Source organism: Pseudomonas sp. SDO5271_S396 (assembly GCF_054071795.1).
In genome coordinates this window covers 1-21,464 of record NZ_JBSVWB010000061.1, presented here as the reverse complement: position 1 = coordinate 21,464, position 21,464 = coordinate 1, and the positions used below count along the sequence as shown (strand labels likewise).

General features: G+C 61.5%; 20 protein-coding genes. 8 read left to right on the top strand and 12 right to left on the bottom strand.

The annotated features are described in order from the left end of the window. Positions 1-97: 97 nt before the first annotated feature. Entirely contained in the window at positions 98-463 is a 366-nt protein-coding gene (locus ACW9IN_RS27115; RefSeq protein WP_457368742.1) for a hypothetical protein, read from the bottom strand. A gap of 263 nt (positions 464-726) precedes the next feature. On the opposite strand from ACW9IN_RS27115, the gene ACW9IN_RS27110 reads away from it, so the two are divergent. Both ACW9IN_RS27110 and ACW9IN_RS27105 read left to right on the top strand, forming a co-directional pair. Next, a complete protein-coding gene (locus tag ACW9IN_RS27110) occupies positions 727-1,299 on the top strand; it encodes a DUF2780 domain-containing protein (protein ID WP_457368741.1) in 573 nt (190 codons plus the stop codon). Positions 1,300-1,492: 193 nt separating this feature from the next. Then, positions 1,493-2,194, top strand: coding sequence for a hypothetical protein (locus tag ACW9IN_RS27105; protein ID WP_457368740.1), 702 nt, complete (start codon positions 1,493-1,495; stop codon positions 2,192-2,194). 55 nt (positions 2,195-2,249) lie between these two features. On the opposite strand, the gene ACW9IN_RS27100 is transcribed toward ACW9IN_RS27105, so the two are convergent. Next, the gene (locus ACW9IN_RS27100; RefSeq protein WP_457368739.1) at positions 2,250-3,128 is read right to left on the bottom strand and encodes an acyltransferase; all 879 of its coding nucleotides are present in this window, start codon (positions 3,126-3,128) and stop codon (positions 2,250-2,252) included. Between the two features lie 173 nt (positions 3,129-3,301). Here ACW9IN_RS27100 and rloA2 point away from each other — a divergent pair, with 173 nt between their 5' ends. Genes rloA2 through creD form a run of 4 tightly spaced genes read left to right on the top strand, consistent with a single transcriptional unit; the run spans position 3,302 to position 7,344 of the window. Then, positions 3,302-3,802: a retropepsin-like aspartic peptidase RloA2 gene (gene rloA2, locus ACW9IN_RS27095; protein WP_457368738.1), complete on the top strand. Its 501-nt coding sequence runs from the start codon at positions 3,302-3,304 to the stop codon at positions 3,800-3,802. Positions 3,803-3,811: 9 nt separating this feature from the next. Further along, positions 3,812-4,480, top strand: coding sequence for a two-component system response regulator CreB (gene creB, locus ACW9IN_RS27090; RefSeq protein ID WP_457368737.1), 669 nt, complete (start codon positions 3,812-3,814; stop codon positions 4,478-4,480). Further along, positions 4,480-5,919, top strand: coding sequence for a two-component system sensor histidine kinase CreC (gene creC, locus ACW9IN_RS27085; RefSeq protein WP_457368736.1), 1,440 nt, complete (start codon positions 4,480-4,482; stop codon positions 5,917-5,919). The genes creB and creC overlap by 1 nt, the downstream gene beginning before the upstream one ends. Positions 5,920-5,970: 51 nt before the next feature. Next, positions 5,971-7,344, top strand: a complete 1,374-nt coding sequence (gene creD / locus ACW9IN_RS27080; protein WP_457368735.1) for a cell envelope integrity protein CreD — start codon at positions 5,971-5,973, stop codon at positions 7,342-7,344. Between the two features lie 91 nt (positions 7,345-7,435). Here the strand turns inward: creD and ACW9IN_RS27075 are convergent, their stop codons facing one another. The 8 genes from ACW9IN_RS27075 to ACW9IN_RS27040 all read right to left on the bottom strand — a co-directional run bounded on the left by ACW9IN_RS27075 (position 7,436) and on the right by ACW9IN_RS27040 (position 16,423). Next, positions 7,436-8,065, bottom strand: coding sequence for a glutathione S-transferase N-terminal domain-containing protein (locus tag ACW9IN_RS27075; RefSeq protein ID WP_457368734.1), 630 nt, complete (start codon positions 8,063-8,065; stop codon positions 7,436-7,438). 141 nt (positions 8,066-8,206) lie between these two features. Beyond that, a complete protein-coding gene (locus ACW9IN_RS27070; protein WP_457368733.1) occupies positions 8,207-8,389 on the bottom strand; it encodes a hypothetical protein in 183 nt (60 codons plus the stop codon). Continuing rightward, positions 8,386-9,489, bottom strand: coding sequence for a PepSY-associated TM helix domain-containing protein (locus tag ACW9IN_RS27065; protein ID WP_457368732.1), 1,104 nt, complete (start codon positions 9,487-9,489; stop codon positions 8,386-8,388). Before ACW9IN_RS27065 ends, ACW9IN_RS27070 begins: the two co-directional genes overlap by 4 nt. A 63-nt stretch (positions 9,490-9,552) precedes the next feature. Continuing rightward, positions 9,553-11,985: a TonB-dependent siderophore receptor gene (locus ACW9IN_RS27060; protein WP_457368731.1), complete on the bottom strand. Its 2,433-nt coding sequence runs from the start codon at positions 11,983-11,985 to the stop codon at positions 9,553-9,555. Between the two features lie 207 nt (positions 11,986-12,192). Next, positions 12,193-13,161: a FecR domain-containing protein gene (locus ACW9IN_RS27055; protein ID WP_457368730.1), complete on the bottom strand. Its 969-nt coding sequence runs from the start codon at positions 13,159-13,161 to the stop codon at positions 12,193-12,195. Next, entirely contained in the window at positions 13,158-13,676 is a 519-nt protein-coding gene (locus ACW9IN_RS27050) for an RNA polymerase sigma factor (protein WP_457368729.1), read from the bottom strand. The genes ACW9IN_RS27055 and ACW9IN_RS27050 overlap by 4 nt, the downstream gene beginning before the upstream one ends. Before the next feature lie 120 nt (positions 13,677-13,796). Further along, on the bottom strand, positions 13,797-14,504 hold the full coding sequence (locus tag ACW9IN_RS27045) for a 3'-5' exonuclease (protein ID WP_457368728.1): 708 nt from the start codon (positions 14,502-14,504) through the stop codon (positions 13,797-13,799). Continuing rightward, positions 14,501-16,423, bottom strand: coding sequence for a putative nucleotidyltransferase substrate binding domain-containing protein (locus ACW9IN_RS27040; RefSeq protein WP_457368727.1), 1,923 nt, complete (start codon positions 16,421-16,423; stop codon positions 14,501-14,503). The genes ACW9IN_RS27045 and ACW9IN_RS27040 overlap by 4 nt, the downstream gene beginning before the upstream one ends. Before the next feature lie 245 nt (positions 16,424-16,668). Between ACW9IN_RS27040 and ACW9IN_RS27035 the strand changes: the two genes are divergently transcribed. Next, on the top strand, positions 16,669-17,115 hold the full coding sequence (locus ACW9IN_RS27035) for a response regulator (RefSeq protein WP_058426679.1): 447 nt from the start codon (positions 16,669-16,671) through the stop codon (positions 17,113-17,115). A 155-nt stretch (positions 17,116-17,270) separates the two neighbouring features. On the opposite strand, the gene ACW9IN_RS27030 is transcribed toward ACW9IN_RS27035, so the two are convergent. Beyond that, positions 17,271-19,448, bottom strand: a complete 2,178-nt coding sequence (locus tag ACW9IN_RS27030; protein WP_457368726.1) for a malate synthase G — start codon at positions 19,446-19,448, stop codon at positions 17,271-17,273. Between the two features lie 266 nt (positions 19,449-19,714). On the opposite strand from ACW9IN_RS27030, the gene ACW9IN_RS27025 reads away from it, so the two are divergent. Continuing rightward, positions 19,715-20,227, top strand: coding sequence for a glycine cleavage system protein R (locus ACW9IN_RS27025; protein ID WP_457368725.1), 513 nt, complete (start codon positions 19,715-19,717; stop codon positions 20,225-20,227). A 223-nt stretch (positions 20,228-20,450) separates the two neighbouring features. Here the strand turns inward: ACW9IN_RS27025 and rarD are convergent, their stop codons facing one another. Then, complete coding sequence (gene rarD / locus ACW9IN_RS27020; RefSeq protein WP_457368724.1) at positions 20,451-21,335, bottom strand: EamA family transporter RarD; 885 nt, start codon at positions 21,333-21,335, stop codon at positions 20,451-20,453. Positions 21,336-21,464 lie beyond the last annotated feature (129 nt).

Sequence of the window (21,464 nt, the reverse complement as noted above, 5' to 3'; positions counted from 1 at the left end):
AGAAGGCGCCACAAGTGGAGTAAGACGAGAACAGGGACGTTTTCAACATTTCAGAAAAAGTCTTCACAGGTCCAGGCCCATGCTGACAATGGGTGGTTCACTTGAGCGTGGTGAGCCGCAGATAGGGATCCGCCACCTCGCCGTTTTTTATCTGGCGTTTTCCTCCGTAGTCGCAATGAACCTTACCTTCACGCACGTTGACTGCCTCGGCCTTGAGCTCGTGCTCCGGTGTCAGGTAGTCGTCGCTGGTCGCGGCGGTTTGCCCGGTCCAGGTTTTGCCGTTGGCAGTGGCGGTGTATTGATAGCCCTCGCCGTACGGCGGGGGCAGGTCGGGGTCTGTGTAGGGTGTGGAGTGGATATCTCGCGGCGCCGGGCATTGGCCGATATCACTGGCTTGCGCGCGCGGTTGCTGGCTGGTGACGGCGCGGAATACGGCAAAACCGTTAGGGATCAATCCGAACATGAGGGTTACAGCTCCTGAGTAGGTAGGCCTGATAGAGGCTGTCTTGGGTGGGCTGTAACGACGCTTGAGTTCCGGGGAATCGGGAGCCGCAGGAATGGAAAGGGCGACACACATAGCCTCCCACAGGGGGTGAGTGGTGTCAGCGGGTCATTCGGATGCAGAATTTTCTGAACTGTTCTCGATAGGGGGGCGCAGTGGGAACATTTTTTCGGGAATGTCAGTCAAACGCCTGCTTTTAGCTCCTACATTCAGAGGTTGTCTTGATGAAGATTTCTCGCGGTATTGCCCTGTCCTGCCTGTTGACCGTGGCCGCCAGCCCGGTGTTTGCCGCAGGCTTCAGCCTCGGTGACGTGGCCAACGCCGTTTCCGGCGCCCAGGGCAGCAACAACAAGGCGGCTGCCGCTGCGCCCAGCTCCCAGACCGCCGGTCTGCTGAGCGCCCTGACCTCGCAATTGAACGTCACCCCGGAACAAGCCGTGGGCGGCACCGGCGCCATGCTGGGCCTGGCCAAGAACCAGCTGAGCAGCACCGACTACTCGCAACTGGGCAAAAGCGTACCGGGCCTGGATCAACTCTCGGGGAGCAACTCCCTGGGCAGCCTCGGCGCCTTGAGCGGGATGCTCGGCCAGAGCGGCGGCAGCAAGACCAGCGGCCTCGATGGCCTGCTGGGTAACGTGAAGAACACCAGCGACCTCAACACTGCATTCAGCGCGCTGGGCATGGACAGTGGAATGATCGGCCAGTTTGCGCCGGTGATCCTGCAATACCTGGGCGGTCAGGGTGCCAGCAGTTCGGTGCTGGGCAAGTTGGCCCAGGCTTGGGGTACAGGCGGTTAAAGTTACTGCCTCCTCGGATTGCATATCCCACAGTATGTCGGTGTCATCTTTCAGCGCGACGTGGGCATATTTGAAATGATTTGTAGCTAGGGGCTGGGAACGGTAGGAAGAGTAGAAACCACACAGTAGTACCCATTGCAGCATCATTTTGGTGCTGCCTAGAGGGCAACTCAACTGACTTGATGGTGATCTGATGATACCTATTAACCCGTTACAAACAACGCTACAGAATCAATATGCCCAGCTCGGCAGCAACGAGCAGAACATCACCCAGGTTGGGCGGGCTGACATCAGTATGTTGCATAGCCTGGGATTGAACGCGGGTATGTTGCAAAACTTGCGACACGACCTGAATGCCGTGACGAATGGATCGAATCCTGATCGGGCACTCAATCGCTTGTTGGATGGGCTGCAACAGTTCCAGCTGGCCAAAGAATGGCCAGCCGGTAAAGCGCTCCCTGCCGGCGCCAAGACTTTGGATTTGTTGGAGAGGGAGAATGGCCAGCTAAAAGAGACACCCCGAGCCCAAGAATGGCCAGCCGGTAAAGAGCTCCCTGCCGGCACCAAGAATTCGGATTTTTTGGAGAGGGAGAATGGCCAGCTAAAAGAGATACCCCGAGCCCAAGAATGGCCAGCCGGTAAAGAGCTCCCCGCCGGTGCCAGGACTTTGGATTCGGTGTTGCAGGATTCGACCTCGTCTGTGCAAGGTTACGCTGATGCAGCCACTTCGAGCCTCAAAGCGTTGTTGAATGCTGAAGCTGCTGGAACGGGTATCGGGCAGGCATCGACAGATTTGCGCGCAGCGTTGCAGGCTCTTTTCAGCAATTCCCCTTTGGATAGCAACCCAGAGTTGGTACGAGATGCTTTGCGCAAAAGCATCGCTTCCAAGGTTTGAATTTTAGTTTGGAACGGGAACGGTAGGGTTCAATGGCCCTACCTGTTTTGGAATTTCATTCAAAAAGTTTTTGAATGCGTTGATCCTTCTCCATCCAGAGCTGGTTCACCCAGTTCTGGACGGTCTGGCGAAACGCCGGATCGTTCTCGTAATCGCCCTGCCACAGCGCCGGGTCCAGCTCCCGCGTGCGGATGTCGATGATTACCTTTGGTACCGACCCGCTGATCAAGTCCCAGAACCCCGGAATTTTCGCCTGAGGATAGACCACCGTCACGTCCAGCACGGCGTCCAGTTGTTCGCCCATCGCCGCCAGCACAAACGCCACACCGCCTGCCTTGGGCTTGAGCAGACGAACGAAGGGTGAATCCTGCTGCGCGCGCTTGGCCTCGCTGAACCGCGTACCTTCCAGGTAATTGACCACGGTCACCGGCTGGCGCTTGAACAACTCGCAGGCTTGCTGGGTGATCTTCAAGTCCTGTCCCGCCAGTTCCGGGTGCTTGGCCAGGAACGCCTTGGTGTAGCGTTTCATGAACGGGTAGTCCAGCGCCCACCAGGCCAGGCCCAGGAAGGGCACCCAGATCAGCTCTTTTTTCAGGAAGAATTTGAAGAATGGCGTGCGCCGGTTAAGGGCCTGGATCAGCGCCGGGATGTCCACCCAGGACTGGTGGTTGCTGATCACGAGGTATGAAGTGTCACCGCGCAGGTCTTCGCCGCCGCGAATGTCCCATTGAGTGGGGATGCACAGCGAGAAGATCAGCTTGTCGATTTCGGCCCAGGTCTCGGCGATCCACATCACCGCCCAGGACATGTAGTCGCGAAAGCGGCCGGGGGCGACCAGCTTGAGCAGGGCAAACACCATCAACGGTCCGAACAGCACCAGAGTGTTGAGCAACAGCAGCAGGGTGACGAAAAAGCCGGTGAGCAGGCGGCGCATAGGCAACTCTTGGGGTTATGTGGGCGGGCCATGATAAGCAGCTTGAGTCTAGAGGCCAAATCGCAAATCAGCGGACGAATGTTTCACGATGTGGCGCGTGGGAACGATCGATCTAACTAAGCGCCGCGTTTGCGGTCTAGAATCCGCCTACTTCTTTCCGAGGAAATCACGTCGTGAAATTGCTCCTTGCCGCGTTCGCCCTGGTTGCCTTGCCGGTCATGGCCGCCGAACCGACCCTCTACGGTCGCTACGAATACATCCAGTTGCCGGAGATCGGCCAAACCTTCAAGGCCAAGATGGACACCGGCGCGCTGACGGCCTCGCTGTCGGCCCGCGACATCGAAACCTTCACCCGAGACGGCGATGACTGGGTGCGCTTCCGCCTTGGCGGCAAGGACGCTTCCAACAAAGTCTACGAACATAAAGTGTCGCGCATCAGCAAGATCAAGAGCCGCGCCGACGAAGACGACGACAAGGACGAAGCCACGGTGGCCAAGCGCCCGGTAATCGACCTGGAAATGTGCCTGGGCGACGTCAAGCGCACGGTCGAGGTCAACCTCACCGACCGCAGCAGTTTCAACTACCCCTTGCTGATCGGCGCCAAGGCCCTGCGTGAATTCGGCGCAGCGGTGAACCCGGCACGTCGTTACACTGCCGACAAACCGGACTGCTGACGGACCCCCATGGCGCATATCCTGATTGTCGAAGACGAAGCGGCCATCGCCGACACGCTGCTGTTTGCCCTGCAAGGCGAGGGTTTCACCACCACTTGGCTGACGCTCGGCCAGGCGGCGCTGGAGCACCAGCGCCAGACCCCGGCTGACCTGGTCATCCTCGACATCGGCCTGCCGGACATCACCGGCTTTGAAACCTGCAAGCAACTGCGCCGCTTCAGTGAAGTGCCGGTGATGTTCCTCAGCGCCCGGGATGGCGAGATCGACCGCGTGGTAGGGCTGGAGATCGGCGCCGACGATTACGTGGTCAAGCCGTTCAGCCCACGGGAAGTGGCGGCGCGGGTACGGGCGATCCTCAAGCGGGTCGGCCCGGGCGTGGCGCCGGCGGTGTTCCAGGTGGACCTGGACCGCATGCAGATCAGCTACCGTGGCCAGGCCCTGAGCCTGACCCGGCATGAGTTCCGCCTGTTGCACAGCCTGTTGGAGCAACCCGAGCGAGTGTTCAGCCGCGAGCAGTTGCTGGACGCGGTGGGCGTGGCGGCGGATGCCGGCTACGAGCGCAACATCGACAGCCATATCAAGAGCCTGCGCAGCAAGTTACGCAGCGTGGCGGCGCAGGCCGAGCCGATCCAGACCCATCGCGGCCTTGGCTACAGCTACAGCCCGAGCAACAGCTGATGCGCCTGGGGCTGCGGATCTTCCTGGTGTATGCGCTGTTCATCGGCCTCACCGGTTACTTTGTGCTCAACACGGTGATGAAGGAAATCCGCCCCGGCGTGCGCCAGTCCACCGAAGAAACCCTGGTGGACACTGCCAACCTGCTGGCCGAAGTGCTGCGCGATGACGTGAAGAACGGCACCCTCGGGCAAAGCCATTGGCCGGAACTGCTCAAGGCCTACGGCAATCGCCAGCCGGGGGCGACCATCTGGGGCCTGCCGAAAAACCAGGTCAACCATCGCATTTATGTGACCGACGCCCAGGGCATTGTCCTGCTCGACTCCACCGGCGAAGCCGTGGGTGAGGACTATTCCCAGTGGAACGACGTCTACCTGACCCTGCGCGGCGAATACGGCGCGCGTTCTACCCGCAGCGAGCTGGATGACCCGGCGTCATCGGTGATGCACGTGGGCGCGCCGATCCGCGACAACGGTCGCATTATCGGCGTGGTCACGGTGGCCAAGCCCAACAGCTCGTTGCAGCCATATGTCGACCGCACCGAACGCCGCTTGTTGTGGTACGGCGCCGGTCTGGTGGTGCTGGGCCTGCTGCTCGGTGCGCTGCTGTCGTGGTGGCTGAGCGTTGCGCTGCGTCGGCTCACGGCGTACGCCGAAGCGGTCAGTGAGGGTCGGCGTGCCGAGTTGCCCCATTATCGCGGTGGTGAACTCAAGCAGCTGTCCACCGCCGTGGAGCACATGCGCACCCAACTGGAAGGCAAGGCCTACGTCGAGCATTACGTGCACACCCTGACCCACGAACTGAAAAGCCCGCTGGCCGCCATTCGCGGTGCGGCGGAGCTGTTGCAGGGGGATATGACCCGCGCGCAGCAGCAGCGCTTCGTCGGCAACATCGACAGTGAGAGCGCACGCTTGCAGCAGTTGATCGAACGCCTGTTGAACCTGGCGCAAGTGGAACAGCGCCAGGGCCTGGAAGAGCAGACGAGCATCCCGCTGGCGGCCTTGGTCGATGACGTCATCAACGCCCAATGCGCACGGATCGAAGGTGCGGGCTTGCACGTCGAACAGACGATTGGCGCGCAGGTGAAGGTGTTCGGCGAACCCTTCCTGTTGCGCCAGGCCCTGGGCAACCTGCTGGACAACGCGCTGGATTTCACACCGTCCGGCGGCACGCTGAGGTTCAGTGCGCAAACGCGCCACAACGCTGTGCACGTCAGCCTGTTCAACCAGGCCGCGCCGATTCCCGATTACGCCTTGCCGCGTCTGAGTGAGCGTTTCTATTCGCTGCCACGCCCGGCCAGCGGGCGCAAAAGCACCGGGCTGGGCCTCAATTTTGTCGAGGAAGTGATGAAGCTGCACGGCGGCACGTTGCAGATCGGCAATGTCGAGGACGGCGTGCAGGTGGTGCTGCATCTCCACACAGTCTCCACATTGCCCACATAAAGCTCCCACACGGGCTGCGCAGACTCTCCCCATTCAAACAGGGAGAGACCCATGAACCGCAGCCTGCTTTTCAAACTCGGCGCGATTGCGCTGTTGATCCTGTTGTTGCTGATTCCGTTGTTGATGATCAGCGGCATCATCGGCGAGCGTCAGCAATTGCGCGACGGCGTATTGATGGACATCGCCCGCAGCTCCAGCTATGCCCAGCGCGTCACCGGCCCGGTGATGGTGGTGCCTTATCGCAAGACCGTCCGCGAGTGGAAGCTCAATGAAAAGCTCAACAAACGCTACGAAGTCACCCGTGAAGAGCGCGGTCGTCTGTATTTTTTGCCGGACCGATTTGAACTCGACGGCCAGGTGCAGACCGAACTGCGTGCGCGGGGCATTTACCAGGCCCGGCTGTTCCACGCCGATAACCGCATCAGCGGGCGTTTCGAGCTGCCGGCTCAGTTGGGCATCACGCAAGACTATGCCGATTACCGCTTTGAGCCGGCGTTTCTGGCGGTGGGCATCAGCGATATTCGTGGTATCGAAAACGCACTGAAACTGGAACTGGGCAGCCAGCGCCTGGACTTCGAGCCCGGTTCCGACGTGGACTGGCTGGGCGAGGGCGTGCACGTGGTGCTGCCGGAGCAGGACCGCCTGAAACCGTCGCTGCTGGAGTTCGCCTTTGACTTGCGCCTGCAAGGCACCGAGCAACTGCAAGTGGTGCCGGTGGGCAAGACCAGCCAGGTGTCGCTTGCGTCCAACTGGCCGCATCCCAGCTTTATCGGCAACTTCCTGCCGGCCCAGCGTGAGATCACCGACAAAGGTTTTACCGCGAATTGGCAGACTTCGTTCTTTTCCACCAACCTCGAACAGGCCCTGCAAAGTTGCCTCGATGGCCAGAGCTGCAACGACTTCAATAACCGCAGCTTCGGCGTGAACTTCATCGACCCGGTGGACCAGTACCTCAAGAGCGACCGCGCGATCAAATACGCGCTGCTGTTCATCGCCCTGACCTTTGCCGGCTTCTTCCTGTTCGAAGTGCTCAAGAGCCTGGCGGTGCACCCGGTGCAGTACGCCCTGGTGGGGTTTGCGCTGGCGTTCTTCTACTTGCTGTTGCTGTCGCTGTCCGAGCACATCGGCTTTGCCATGGCCTACCTGATTTCGGCGAGTGCCTGTGTGGCGTTGATCGGTTTCTACGTGTGCCATGTGCTGCACAGCGTGGTCCATGGCCTGGGCTTTTCGGCGGGATTGGCGGCGCTGTATGGCTTGTTGTACGGGCTGTTGAGTGCCGAGGATTACGCGCTGCTGATGGGCTCGCTGCTGCTGTTCGGCCTGTTGGGCACGGTGATGGTGCTGACGCGCAAACTGGACTGGTATGGCGTGGGCAGGCGCAAGGCGGTCGAGCCCCTGCAGTTCGACCTGGAGGCGGTGCAATGATCGGGTTGCGTGAGGATCAGCAGATGAAGATGCAACTTGTCGACTACCTCAACCACGCCACCGCCGCTCCCACAGTGGATCGCGGTGAGTGTCAGGCTGGCGGTTGTGTCTGCTGCAACGAAGGCCTTTGGCTGACTTCGGCGTACCAGGCGGCGAGCTGTGGGTTGTCCGCGCGCCATTGCATGTCCGGGTGGCGGAAGTCCAGGTAACCCAGGGCACAGGCGACGCTGATGGCGGCGATGTCGAAGTGGCTGGCCAGTTCGGCAATCGCTTCGGATTCCAGCTCGGCGAGGGTACGACGGATCTTGTTGCGTTGTTCGTCGAGCCACTGGTCCCAGTGCTTTTCCACCGGACGCAGGGCGCTTTCGTAACGCACCAGCACGGCGGCATCCATGATGCCGTCGGCCATCGAGGCCAGGGTCAGACGACGCCAGCGGGCCGAGCCGTCGCGGGGGATCAGCGGGTTGCCGACGTGCTGGTGGTCGAAGTAATCGAGGATCACCCGGCTGTCATGGATCACACTGCCGTCGGCCAGGCGCAGGGCCGGGATCTTGCCCACGGGGTTGCCTTGCACCACCTGCGCGTCCGGGCTCACCGGGGTCGGCATGCAGCTGTGCAAGGCCACGCGGTCCTGCTGGCCGGTTTCCAGCAGCAACACGCGGACTTTACGCACGAAGGGCGAAGCGGGGTTGTGGAACAGGGTCATGCTGGGAGCGGACATGGGTAAACCTCACGTTGGGCAGTGGCTAGCCTAGAGATATTGCGGGTGTTTTTGAAGGCCCCTTCGCAGGCAAGCCAGCGCCCACAGGTTGATGTGTGCACGCGGTCAAATGTGGGAGCTGGCTTGCCTGCGATGACGGCCTCAACCGCGCCGCCGAAACAACCCCCATATCCCAATGACAGCAGGAATCCCCAACCCTACCCAACTGAGCGAATCCCACAGCCCATCCCCCAGCAACGCCGCAAACAAGCCGGCCGCACTGAGCAGGCCGATCCCCAGCGGGATGCCGAACACTTTCCAGAAACTCGATTGACGCGGCCTCATGCCTTGGCCGCCTTGCGCCGCACCATCCACAGGTACACGCCGCTGCCCAGCACGATGATGGTCAGCACATCCAGCACCGCCCACAGGATCTTCATCGGCATGCCGCCGTAGTCGCCGAAGTGCAGGGGCTGGGACATGCCCATGGCGTCCATGTACCACGGGCGTTCGGCGATGGCGGTGACGGCCAGGGTGCTGGCATCGATCAGCACCGGCGTGAGCAGGTGCGAGGTAAGGTGGGTGCTGCCTTTCATGAACACCGCGTAATGGTGCTCACTGGAAAACCGCGTGCCGGGGAAGGCGATGAAGTCGGGCTCCATGCCGGGCGCGGCCTTGGCGGCGATGGTCAGCAGCTCGGTCGCGGGTGCGCGTTGGGTCAGCGGCGGCGCGTTTTTGTAAGGCTCGATCATGGCGCTGAGGCTTTCGGTACGCCAGGCGGCGATGATCAGGTCGGCACAGGCGCTGATCACGCCGGTGACCCCCACCACCAGCGCCCAGGTCAGGGTGACCACGCCGATCAGGTTGTGCAGGTCGAGCCAGCGCAGGCGGGTGGATTTGTCCTGGCGCACGGTGGCGAACTTCAGGCGGCGCATGAACGGCAGGTACAGCACCGTGCCCGAGACAATTGCCACCACAAACAGAACGCCCATGAACGCCAGCAGCAACTTGCCCGGCAGGCCGGCGAACATGTCCACATGCAGGCGCAGCAGGAACAGCGTGAGCCCGCCGTTCGCCGCCGGGGTTTCCAGGGCCTGGCCGGTGCGCGCATCGAGCATGAAGGTGTGGGACGAGTTGGGCTCGGTGCCGGCGGTGGCGGCCATGATCGCGATGACGCCATTCTTGTCGTCTTCGTCCCAGGCCAGGTACTGCAAGGCGTCGCCAGGGCGATGGGCCTGGGCGGCGTCAACCAACTGTTGCAGGTTGAGCTGCGGCGTGTCGGCAGGCATCTGCGCCAGTTCCGGCTCGTTGCCCAGCAGATGATCGATCTCGTGGTGAAACACCAGCGGTAGGCCGGTGAGGGCCAGAAGCAGCAGGAACACCGTGCAGATCAGGCTGGTCCAGGTGTGGACGAAGGACCAGCGGCGGATGGTTTTGCTTTTCATTTTTTCAACCTTCAGACACACCAAAGCCGCCCACTGGGGCGGCCTGGTGGTTAACTCAGCCGGTTACCACTGGTAGGTGGCGCTGGCGACGACGCTGCGTTGGTCGCCGAAGTAGCAGTAGGAGCCGTCACAGGTGGAAATGTAGTCCTTGTTGAACAGGTTGGTCGCGTTCAACTTCACCGAGGCGCCTTTCAGGCTGTTGTCCAGGCGGCCCAGGTCGTAATGCACCGCACCGTCGAATACGGTGTAGGCGTTGGCTTTGCCCAGCCAGGTGTTGCCCTGGTCGCCGTAGGTGTTGCCGGTGTAGCGTGCGCCAAAGCCGATGCCGAAGCCATCGAGTACGCCGGTGTGCCAGGTGTAGTCGGTCCACAGCGATGCTTGCTGGTTAGGCATCAGTTGCAGGCGGTTGCCTTTGAAATCGCCTTTTTGGACTTCGGATTTGGCCAGGGTGTAGGACGCAATCACCTTGAGGTTCTCGGTGACGTCAGAGATGGCTTCCAGCTCTAGGCCTTTGACTTTCACTTCGCCGGTCTGGTCGGTGATCGATTGGCCGCCTGCTCCGGTGCTGGTGACCAGCACGTTTTTCTGGGTCAGGTCGTAGACCGCAGCGCTCAACAGCGTGTTGGAGCCGGGCGGTTGATACTTGATCCCCAGTTCCCACTGTTTGCCTTCGGTGGGTTTGTACGACTTGACCGGGTCCGCGCTGGCGTTGCTCGCCGGCTGGAAGGATTCGGCGTAGGACAGGTACGGTACGAAGCCCGAATCGAACACATAGCTGAGCGCTGCGTTGCCGCTGAAGTTCTTGCTGCGGTCGGTGTTGGTCGCATCGTTTTTGTTGAAGTAAGTGGTGCCCTGGTGCACCCAGTCTTCACGCCCACCCAGGGTCAGGCGCCAGTTGTCCAGGGCCATCTGGTCCTGGGCGTAGAGGCCGGTCTGCACGGTTTTCTGGTTGTAGTCGTAGTACGCCGTGGAACGCGCCGGGCGCACCACCGGTTGGGTATTGATCGGATTGAAGATGTTGACGGTGCCGGCACCGCCGTAGATCGAGAGGTACGACGTATCGGTACGTTGATGATCCAGGCCCAATAGCAGGGTGTGGGTGATGTCGCCCGTGGCGAAGTCTGCCTGGAAGTTGTTGTCGACCGCGAATTGGCCGATGTTTTCATCCACGTTGGTCGAAGTACGGCCGATATTGCCCGCCGCATCTACCGGGTAATAGGCATAGGCGCCCACGGTCAGTTGCTGGAACGACAGCTCCGATTTGGTGTAACGCAGGTTCTGTTTGAACTGCCAGGTGTCGTTGAAGCGATGCTCGAATGCATAGCCCAGCGCGTAGTAAGTGCGGTCGTAGAACTCGTAATCCGGGTCGCCCAGGTTCTTGTGGTGGGACACTTTGCCCAACGGCGAGTCGATCTTGGTGCCCACGATCGGCAGGAACTGGCTGGTGGCGCCCGTGTCGTCACGGGTGAACTGCGACAGGAACGTCAGTTTGGTGTCGGTGTCGATGTTCCAGGTCAGGCTCGGCGCAAGGTTGTAGCGCTTGTTGTCGATGTGGTCGACCTGAGTGCCAGCGTCGCGCACCACGCCGCTGAGGCCGTAGAGGAACTGGCCGTCATCGTCGATCTTGCCGGTGCTGGCAAAGTTGATCTGACGGTAGTTGTCGCTGCCGTATTGCACCTGGACAGCGTTGCTCGACTCCTCGCTGGGGCGACGGCTGACCATGTCCAGCAGGCCGCCGGGTGGGGTCTGGCCGTACACCGACGACGCCGGGCCGCGCAGCAGGGCGAGGCGGTCGAGGTTCCAGGTCTCGGCTTTCGGGTTGGCGTAGACGCCGCGTGGCAATGGCAGGCCGTCGAGGAATTGGGTGGGCTCGAAGCCACGTACGCGCATCCAGTCGTAGCGGGTGTCGCTGCCGTAGCTGGCGGACACGATGCCGGGCATGTATTTGACCGCGTCATCCAGGTTCTGCACGTTACGGTCTTGCATCTGCTCGCGGGTGGCGACAGAGATCGAGCGCGGTGCTTCGACCAGTGCGGTGTCAGTCTTGGTGCCGGCGGCGGTGCGGCTGGCCAGATAGCCTTGCACCGGACCCCAGGCGCTTTCCTGGTTGCCCTCTTGCCCCGTGATGTTAGTCACCGGCAGCGCCATCACGCCTTCAGGAACCGCCACCAGGGTAAAGGTGCCGGCGCTGCCCTGCTCCAGTTGCAGTCCGGTGCCACGCAGGGCCTCACGCAGGGCGCCCTGTGCGTCGAACTGGCCCTGGACCGGTGCCGAGGTCTTGCCCGAGGCGAGCGCCGGGTTGAGGGTCAGCGCGAGGCCGGCCTGGCTGGCGATCTGGTTCAAGGTGCTGGACAGTGGCGCCGCCGGCAGGTTGTAGGCGCGCACGCTGGACGCTTGCTCGGCGGCGATCACCCAGGGGCTGGCCAGCGGCGTGCTGAGGGCAATGGCCACGGCTAACAGGCTGGGGCGCAACAAAGTGTCTAGCGTGCGGGACATGGGGCGGCTCCTGAATGGAAATATTTCGCAATTGCCTGGGAGCCGAACGAGAATCGAAAAGTGATAGGGCGGGGAGAAAATATTTTTTTGGGTTGTGCTTGAGGGCCTCTTCGCAGGCAAGCCAGCTCCCACATTTGATTGGGTTTACACGGTCAAATTGTGGGCGCTGGCTTGCCTGCGATAGCGATGGCCCAGATACCGCAGAACCTAAGGTTTGGCCTTGACCGTCACCCACCATGGCGTGTGCTGCTCGATCTGCACTGGCAGGGTGGGCAGCAGTGCATTCAACGCCAGGGTAGTGTCGTGCAGCGGGAAGCTGCCGGTGATGCGCAGGTCCGCGACATTTTTATCCACACCCAGATAGCCGGTGCGATAACGGCTCAGTTCCGAAACCACATCACCCAGGCGGGCGTTGTCCACCAACAGCATGCCGCGGGTCCAGGCGTCGGTGGCGGGGCTTACGGCAAGTGCAGGGCCGAGGCCGTCGCTGCGCATCAGCACTTGCTGGCCTGCCTTGAAGACCTGTTCCTCATGCAGCGCCTCGGGCTGGGCGGCCACGGCCGATTGCAGCACGCTCAGGCGCGTGGCGTCGTCTTCGCGCTTGACGATAAACCGTGTGCCCAACGCACGCAGGTTGCCGTCGCGGGTCTGCACATAAAACGGTCGCGCGTCGTTGTGGCCGGTCTCGACGAGGATTTCGCCTTCCTGCAATACGATCAGCCGGCGCTTCTCGTCGAAACGCACGTCGATGGCGCTGTGGGTGTTGAGGTTGATCAACGTACCGTCGGCCAGCTTGAGGGTGCGCTGTTCGCCGGTGGCGGTGCGCTGGTCGGCCAGCCAGTAGTGGACAGGCAAGTAGCGCTGGCCGGCAAACAGCGCCAGGCCGCACACCAGCACGACGCTGGCCAGGCCGCTGCCGAGCTTGCGCACACGCTGGCGAATGCTTTGGCGCGACTGCATCAACGCCGCCCGCGCGGGACCCGAGGCCACGCTGAAACGCTGGTCGAGCAGGCCCAGCTGACGCCAGGCGCGGGCGTGGTCTTCATCGCTGGCCAGCCATTTGGCGAACGCTTCGCGCTCGACCGGGCTGCCGTCACCTGAATCCAGGGACAACTGCCAGGCAATCGCGGCGTCCAGCACGCGGGACGAAACCGGTTTGGAACCGACCATGGTCATTCGGGCTCGCCATACAGTGCGATGTAGCACTGGCGAATGCCCTGGGCCAGGTACTGGCGCACACGGGGCACGGACACACCGAGGCGCTGGGCGATTTCCGCGTGGCCCATGCCGTCGAGGCGGTTATAGAGGAAGGCGGCGCGGGCCTTGCTCGACAGCTTGCCGAGCAGGCGGTCGATGGCCTTGAGGTCTTCGAGGATCAGTTGCTGGGCTTCGGGCGAGGGGTGTTCGCTTTCCGGGATCAGCATCAACTCGGTGAGGTAAGCCTGCTCCAGCGCGGCGCGCCGGAAATAGTCGAACAGCAAGCCTTTGGCGATCGCCACCAGAAATGCCCGTGGCTCGCGGGGTTCGCGCAGCTCGTCACGGCCCAGCAGGCGCATGAAGGTGTCCTGGCTCAGGTCTTCGGCGCGACTGGGGCAAGCCACGTTACGTCGCAGCCAGGCCAGCAGCCAGCCACGGTGGTCGCGGTACAACGCGCCAACAAGCTCACTGTGCGGGGTCTGGATCGACGACAAGGCAATCACCGGATAAACAAAATGTTTAAACTAACGAGAATTATTCGCGATTGTGTCAGAGGCGTGAGACGGACGCAATTGGCGTCTGTCGGTTTGAAGAGACCCTTTTGTGGTGAGGTGTTAGAAAGACGGCGCTTGTTTACGCCGTCTCCATTGGGCCAAACGCTCTTGCAGGGCCTGCGGTGTGTCGATGTGTTGCTGGCGGGCGCGGCTGAACAGGATGAGCATCAGCTCTGCCGTGGCCAGGGCATCGGCGCTGGCATGATGGCGTTCACCCACGTGCAGCTTGAAATGCTGGGTCCAGTCGTCCAACCCGGCTTCGCGCAACGGTGCGTCAGGGCACAGCAGCGGGGCGATGTCGGCGACGTCGAGAAAGGCATGGCCCAGGCGATAACCCAGGCTGTCCTTGAGCGCCCGGCACAACATGTGTTGGTCGAAAGGCGCGTGGAAGGCCAGCAGCGGGCTGTCGCCGACGAACTCCATGAACGCCAGCAAGGCTTCCACCGGATCGCTGCCCGCCGCGATCGCGCTGGGGCCCAGGCCGTGGATCAACACGCTGGGGCTGAGCTTGGTGTCGGTGCGTTGCAGGGTGCGTTCGAACAGCTGGGAAAAGTCCACGGCGCCGTCTTCGATCACCACTGCGCCGATGGACAGCACCTGGTCGCGGTTGAGGTTCAGGCCGCTGGTTTCCAGGTCCACCACGACCCAGCGCTGGTCGCGCAACGAATTCGTACCCAACGCGGTGGGTGGGGGCAACTGCGCCAGGCGCTGTTGTTGCTCTGGTTCGAGCGCAGGTTTTTTCGGACGCAGCCAGTCGAGCAGTCTCACAGCTGATACCGCAACGTCAGGCTGCTTTGCAGGCGCTGGGCCTGACGCAGGGATTCACGCAGGATGCGCCGGTCCAGATGGTTGAGGCTGTCGGGATCGACCCGGTTGGAGTAGGGCAAGTTCTCACGGGTTTGCAGTTGATGCTGCTGCATGCGGGTTTGCTGGATAAAGTGGTAGGCCTCTTCATAGGCCGCGCCGTCCAGCGGTTCGATCACGTCCTTGACCACCAACTGGCGCAGGCGCTCCAGGGTGTTGTTGGCGTGGATGCCGTTGGCCAGTGCCAGCAGGCGTGCGCCATCCACAAAGGGCATGAGGCCCTGCGCCTTGAGGTCGAGGGTGGCTTTTTCGCCACCTTTACGGGTCAGCACAAAATCGCGGAAACGCCCTACGGGCGGACGCTGGCGCAAGGCGTTCTCGGCGAGCATGCGCTGGAACAGGCGATTGTCGGCCACCTGGTCGAGAATGCCCTGGCGCAACTGTTCACAACCCTGCTCATCGCCCCACACCACGCGCAGGTCGAAATAGATGCTGGAACCTAGCAGGTTCTCCGGAGTGGCTTCACGGATGAAGGCCGCGAACCGTCGCGCCCATTCCGCACGTGACAGGCACAAGTCCGGGTTGCCCGCCATGATGTTGCCCTTGCACAGGCTGAACCCGCACAGCGCCAGGCTCTGGTTGATCTGCTGGGCCAGCGGCAACAGCCGGGCGCGGATCGCCGCGGCTTCGGCAGCGTCCCTGGCGTCGAACAGAATGCCGTTGTCCTGATCGGTGTACAGCGTCTGCTCGCGACGACCTTCGCTGCCGAAACACAGCCAACTGAAGGGCACGCCGGGGTCGCCTTTTTCGGCCAGGGTCAGTTCGATCACCCGGCAGACGGTGTGGTCGTTGAGCAAGGTAATAATGTGGGTGATCTGGGTGGACGACGCGCCGTGGGCCAGCATGCGTTCGACCAATTGGCCGATCTCGCCGCGAATCGCCACCAGGTTGTCCACACGCGGCGCATTACGGATGGTGCGCGCCAAGTGCACCAGATCAACGCGTTGCAGGGAAAACAGGTCGCGTTCGGACACCACACCGCACAGGCGCTGATCCTTCACCAGGCACACATGGGCGATATGCCGCTCGGTCATGGCAATCGCGGCGTCGAACGCGCTGTGGTCCGGTGTCAGAAAGAACGGCGCCTGGGTCATATGGGCGTCGATGGCCTGGCTGAAATCACTGCTGCCGTCGGCCACCACCTGGCGCAGATCGCGCAGGGTGAAGATCCCCAGGGGCGCCTTGTGCCCGTCGACGATCACGATGCTGCCGACCTGTTGTTCGTGCATCAGCGTCACCGCCTCGCGCAGTGGCGTTTCCGGGCTGCACGTCACGGGATGGCGCATGGCCAATTCGCCCAGGCGGGTGTTCAGGGAGTATTGGGTGCCGAGGGTTTCCACGGCCTTTTGCTGGACTTGCTGGTTGACCTGGTCCAGCAGGCTGCTCACGCCGCGCAGGGCGAAGTCGCGAAACGGGCTGGACAAGGCGAACAGTTTGATAAAGGCCGGTTTGTTCAATTGCAGGCAAAAGGTGTCTTCGGCGGCCTTGTGCTCGGTGCGGGTGGCCCGCTCGCCGAGCAAGGCGGCGAGGGGGAAACACTCGCCGGTGGTGATTTCGAAGGTGGTCTCGGTGGAATCGGGCCGCTCGCCGACCACCCGGCCCTGCTTGACGATATAAAAGTGTTCGACCGGCCCGCCCGAGGGTTTGAGGATGCTGTCGCCGGGGGCATAAAAGCGCAGTTGGCACTGCTCTACCAGGAAGGCCAGGTGCGCGTTTTCCATCTGGTTGAACGGCGGGAAACGTTGCAGGAACTGCAGGGTACCGTGGATGTTCTGCAACACCGCAGTTTTCCCCGCTTGGGCGAAGGCATCGGCTTTACTCATGACAGTGACCGCATTTTTTTGTCGTTATCAGCCCTCATGGTCGACTCCTGCGCAGCGGGTGCCCATTGGACGTAAGTCTAGATCGAGGAAAACAGCGCAAAACTAGGGAAAAACCTTACATGACTCTCGTCCAAAACCCGTAGAACACCCACTAGGCAAACTTTCCGACGAAGTGCACATTGATCGCCCTTCCGCAGATGTCTGACGAGTGTGCTGGGAGATTGATTAGAACTGCTGAGAACCGTATGTCCGACCACGATATTTTGAGTGATGCCGAGCGCGAGGCGCTGAGCGCCGTGATGCTGGAGCCCGATTTACCGCCGCAACGGGTATTGATCGTCGACGACGACAAGGACGCCCGTGAACTGCTGGCGGAAATCCTGGGGCTGGACGGTATTCGCTGCATGACCGCCGACAGTGGTGAGGCGGCGTGGGATTTGTTGAAGTCGAGCAGCTCCATCGGTTTACTGATCACCGACCTGCGCATGGCGCCCAGCAATGGCCTGGAACTCATCCGACAAGTACGTGAGTCCACACGGGCAGCGCTGCCGATCATCATCATGTCGGGGGACGCCGAAGCGCCGGATGTGATCGATGCGATGCATTTGAGCGTGGTGGACTTTCTGCTCAAGCCGATCGACAGCGTGAAGCTGGCGAAGATGGTGAAACGGGAATTGGGGATGGCTTCCTGATTCTGTGGTGATTGGGCTGGCGCCATCGCAGGCAAGCCAGCTCCCACATTTGGAATGCATTCCCCTGTGGAAGCTGGCTTGCCTGCGATGGGCTCAACTGGGTCTACCTGAATCCCAACAAAAAGGCCCTGATCTTGCGATCAGGGCCTTTTCATTTACAGGCCGTTTTTAGCCTTGAACTCACGACGCCGGCGATGCAGCACCGGCTCGGTGTAGCCGTTGGGCTGCTTTGTACCTTCAATCACCAGCTCCACCGCCGCCTGGAAGGCGATGTTGCTGTCGAAATCCGGTGCCAGTGGGCGGTACAGCGTGTCCCCGGCATTCTGACGGTCCACCACCGGCGCCATGCGCTTGAGGCTTTCCAGCACCTGGGCTTCATTGACGATGCCGTGGCGCAGCCAGTTGGCGATGTGCTGGCTGGAGATGCGCAGGGTGGCGCGGTCCTCCATCAGGCCGACATCGTTGATGTCCGGCACCTTGGAGCAGCCGACGCCCTGGTCGATCCAGCGCACCACGTAGCCGAGGATGCCCTGGGCGTTGTTGTCCAACTCGTTGCGGATTTCTTCGTCAGACCAATCGGTGTTGCTGGCCAGAGGAATGGTCAGGATGTCGTCCACCGAGGCGCGCTCGCGTTTGGCCAGTTCGGCCTGGCGGGCGAATACGTCAACCTTGTGGTAGTGCAGCACATGCAGGGCTGCGGCGGTCGGCGACGGGACCCACGCGGTATTGGCGCCGGCCAGTGGGTGGGCGATTTTCTGTTCGAGCATCGCCGCCATCAGGTCGGGCATGGCCCACATGCCTTTACCGATCTGCGCACGACCTTGCAGGCCCGTGCTCAGGCCGATATCGACGTTCCAGTTTTCGTAGGCGCCGATCCATTTTTCCGCTTTCATGGCCGCCTTGCGCACCATCGCGCCGGCTTCCATGGAGGTGTGGATCTCGTCGCCAGTACGGTCGAGGAAGCCGGTGTTGATGAACACCACGCGCTCGCTGGCCGCCTTGATACACGCCTTTAGGTTGACCGTGGTGCGGCGCTCCTCGTCCATGATCCCGACTTTGAGGGTGTTGCGCGGCAGGTTCAGCACCTCTTCGATGCGACCGAACAGCTCGTTGGTGAACGCGGCTTCTTCCGGGCCGTGCATCTTGGGTTTGACGATGTAGACCGAACCGGTACGGCTGTTTTTGCGGGAGCTGTTGCCATTGAGGCTGTGAATCGCCGCCAGGCTGGTGACCAGACCGTCGAGGATGCCTTCCGGCACTTCGTTATTGTATTTATCGAGGATCGCGTCGATGGTCATCAGGTGACCCACGTTGCGCACGAACAGCAACGAACGGCCATGCAGGGTTACGTCCTGGCCATCCACGCCGGTGTAGACGCGGTCAGCATTCATGGTACGGGTGAAGGTCTTGCCGCCCTTGGCGACCTCTTCGGCCAGGTCGCCTTTCATCAAGCCGAGCCAGTTGCGGTAGATCACCACTTTGTCATCGGCATCGACGGCGGCGACGGAGTCCTCGCAGTCCATGATGGTGGTCAGCGCGGCTTCCACGAGCACGTCTTTGACACCGGCGGCGTCGGTCTGGCCGACCGGGGTGCTGGCGTCGATCTGGATTTCGAAGTGCAGGCCGTTGTGCTTCAGCAGGATTGCAATCGGCTGGGCGCTGTCACCCTGGAAGCCGATCAGTTGTGCGTCGTCGCGCAGGCCGCTGTTGCTGCCGCCCTTGAGGCTGACGATCAGCTTGCCGTCGACGATCTTGTAGCCGGTCGAGTCCACGTGGCTGCCGGCGCTGAGCGGCGCGGCGTCATCAAGGAAGGCGCGGGCGAAGGCGATGACTTTGTCGCCACGGACCTTGTTGTAGCCCTGGCCTTTCTCGGCGCCGTCGGCTTCGCTGATGGCGTCGGTGCCATACAGCGCGTCGTATAGCGAACCCCAACGCGCATTCGAGGCGTTGAGGGCGAAACGGGCATTCATCACCGGCACGACCAACTGCGGCCCGGCCAGGCGGGCAATTTCGTCATCGACGTTTTGGGTCGTGGCCTGGAAGTCTGCGGCTTCTGGCAGCAGGTATCCGATGTCTTGCAGGAAGGCTTTGTAAGCCACCGGGTCGTGGGCCTGGCCTGCGTGGGTCTGGTGCCAGGTATCGATCCGCGCCTGGAAATCGTCGCGTTTGGCGAGTAGGGCTTTGTTCTTCGGTGCCAGGTCGTGGATGACCTTGTCGGCGCCGGTCCAGAACTGGTCGGCGGTGATACCGGTGCCAGGAATGGCTTCGTTGTTCACGAAGTCGAACAGGACTTTGGCGACCTGCAGGCCACCGACTTGAACGTGTTCAGTCATTGCTTGCCTCACTCTGCGGAGCTTATGCGCGTTTCGGATTTTCATTATGTAGTGCACGGTTTGGCATACTACATGATGACTTGCGGTTGTGAAAATTAGACTAAATACGTCGTTTAGCGACCCACTTTGGTCGTATGGTCACAGCGGAGAACCGGATGTTCTCAAAAAACTATCGGATTGTTCCAGATAAAAATAAAAATGGTACACGATTTGTTTTCGAGGGCTTCCGAGTCCACCTTGTAGATTGAATTCCTGAGGGCTTTGCCATGGACCATCTTGTACTCACAATTATCGCCGCCGACAAACCCGGCCTGGTGGAACGCATTGCGCAGAACATCGCCGCCCACGGTGGCAACTGGCTGGAAAGCCGCATGGCGCACATGGCCGGGCAGTTTGCCGGGATCCTGCGGGTCAGCGTGCCGGCTGAACATCGCCAGGCATTGGTGGGGGCGCTGGAAGACTTGTCCACCCATGGCATTCGTGTGCTGGTGGGCGAGGGCAGCACCGGGCACGCGGTGGCGTCCAGGTCGATTGTGATGACCCTGGTGGGCAATGACCGTTCGGGCATCGTGCGTGAGATCACGGCGCTATTGAGCAAGCAGAGTGTGAACCTGGAAAGCCTGAGCACCGATGTGCGCCCGGCGCCCATGAGCGGCGACCCACTCTTTACCGCCGAAGCGCTGCTGCAAGTGCCGGCGACATTATCCCTGGATGCGTTGCAGGAATCCCTGGAAACCCTGGCGGATGACTTGATGGTGGAGCTGCACCACGAGGAATAATCTGCCCACAGGGTTATGCATCGAAATCTTGCATGGGCCTGTGGATAAGCTGTAGAGACCCCGCGCCAGGCCACGCCGGCCGTGGTTCTTCGTGATTTGAGCAAAAAACGAGCATTTTCAAAAGCTTGTGCACAAATGGCGGGGACGAGGCTGTGGATAACCTTGGGGTGAAAGTCTGCAAGCCACGCCCGCTGTGGCTTGCAGAGGTTTGTACGTTATTTGATCAGCGTTTTCGCACGCTCAGCCAGATATCCACGCTGTACACCACCAGGCCCGCCCAGATAAAACCGAACGCGGTCAGCGTGCTCGGTGCCAGGTGTTCGCCGAACAACAGCACGGCTTCCAGCAATACCAGGGTCGGCGCGACGTACTGCAAAAAGCCCAGGGACGTGTAGGGCAGGTGCCGGGCAGCAGCGTTGAAGCACACCAACGGAACCAGAGTCACCGGCCCCGCTGCGACCAGCCACCAGGCTTCGGATGTACTCCAGAACGCCATTTGCGCACTGTGGGCCGATGGGTTGAGCAGCACCCAGACGAGGGCGATCGGCACCAGCATCCAGGTTTCCACCACCAGACCCGGCAACGCCTTGACCGGTGCCTGCTTGCGAATCAGCCCGTAGAAACCGAACGTCAGCGCCAGTACCAGCGACACCCAGGGCAGGCTGCCCACCTGCCATACCTGTTGCGCCACGCCGATGGCGGCCAGCCCCACGGCCACCCACTGCAGGCGGCGCAGGCGTTCGCCGAGGATCACCAGGCCCAGCAACACATTGACCAGCGGGTTGATGTAATACCCCAGGCTCGCTTCGAGCATGCGTCCGCTGTTCACCGACCACACATAGGTCAGCCAGTTACCCGCAATCAACGAACCGCTGAGTGCCAGGATTGCCAGGCGCCGAGGGTTGTCACGCAGCTCGCGAAACCAGCCGGGGTGTTTCCAGACCATCAGCAGCAAGCCGCCGAAAAGGGCCGACCACAGCACGCGGTGCACGATGATTTCGATGGCCGGTACGCTGGCGATGGCTTTGAAGTAGAGCGGGAAGATACCCCAGATGACATAGGCGCTCAGGCCCAGGATGTACCCTTTGCGAGGGTTGGCGGCTTGCATTGCAGAATCCTTGCTTAGGCAGCTAACAAAGCGCGATTGTAAGGATATTTCTCAGGCAATGGGATCTGCTTTCTGTGGGAGCCGGGCTTGCCCGCGATAGCATCACCTCGGTACTCCTGCAAAACCGAG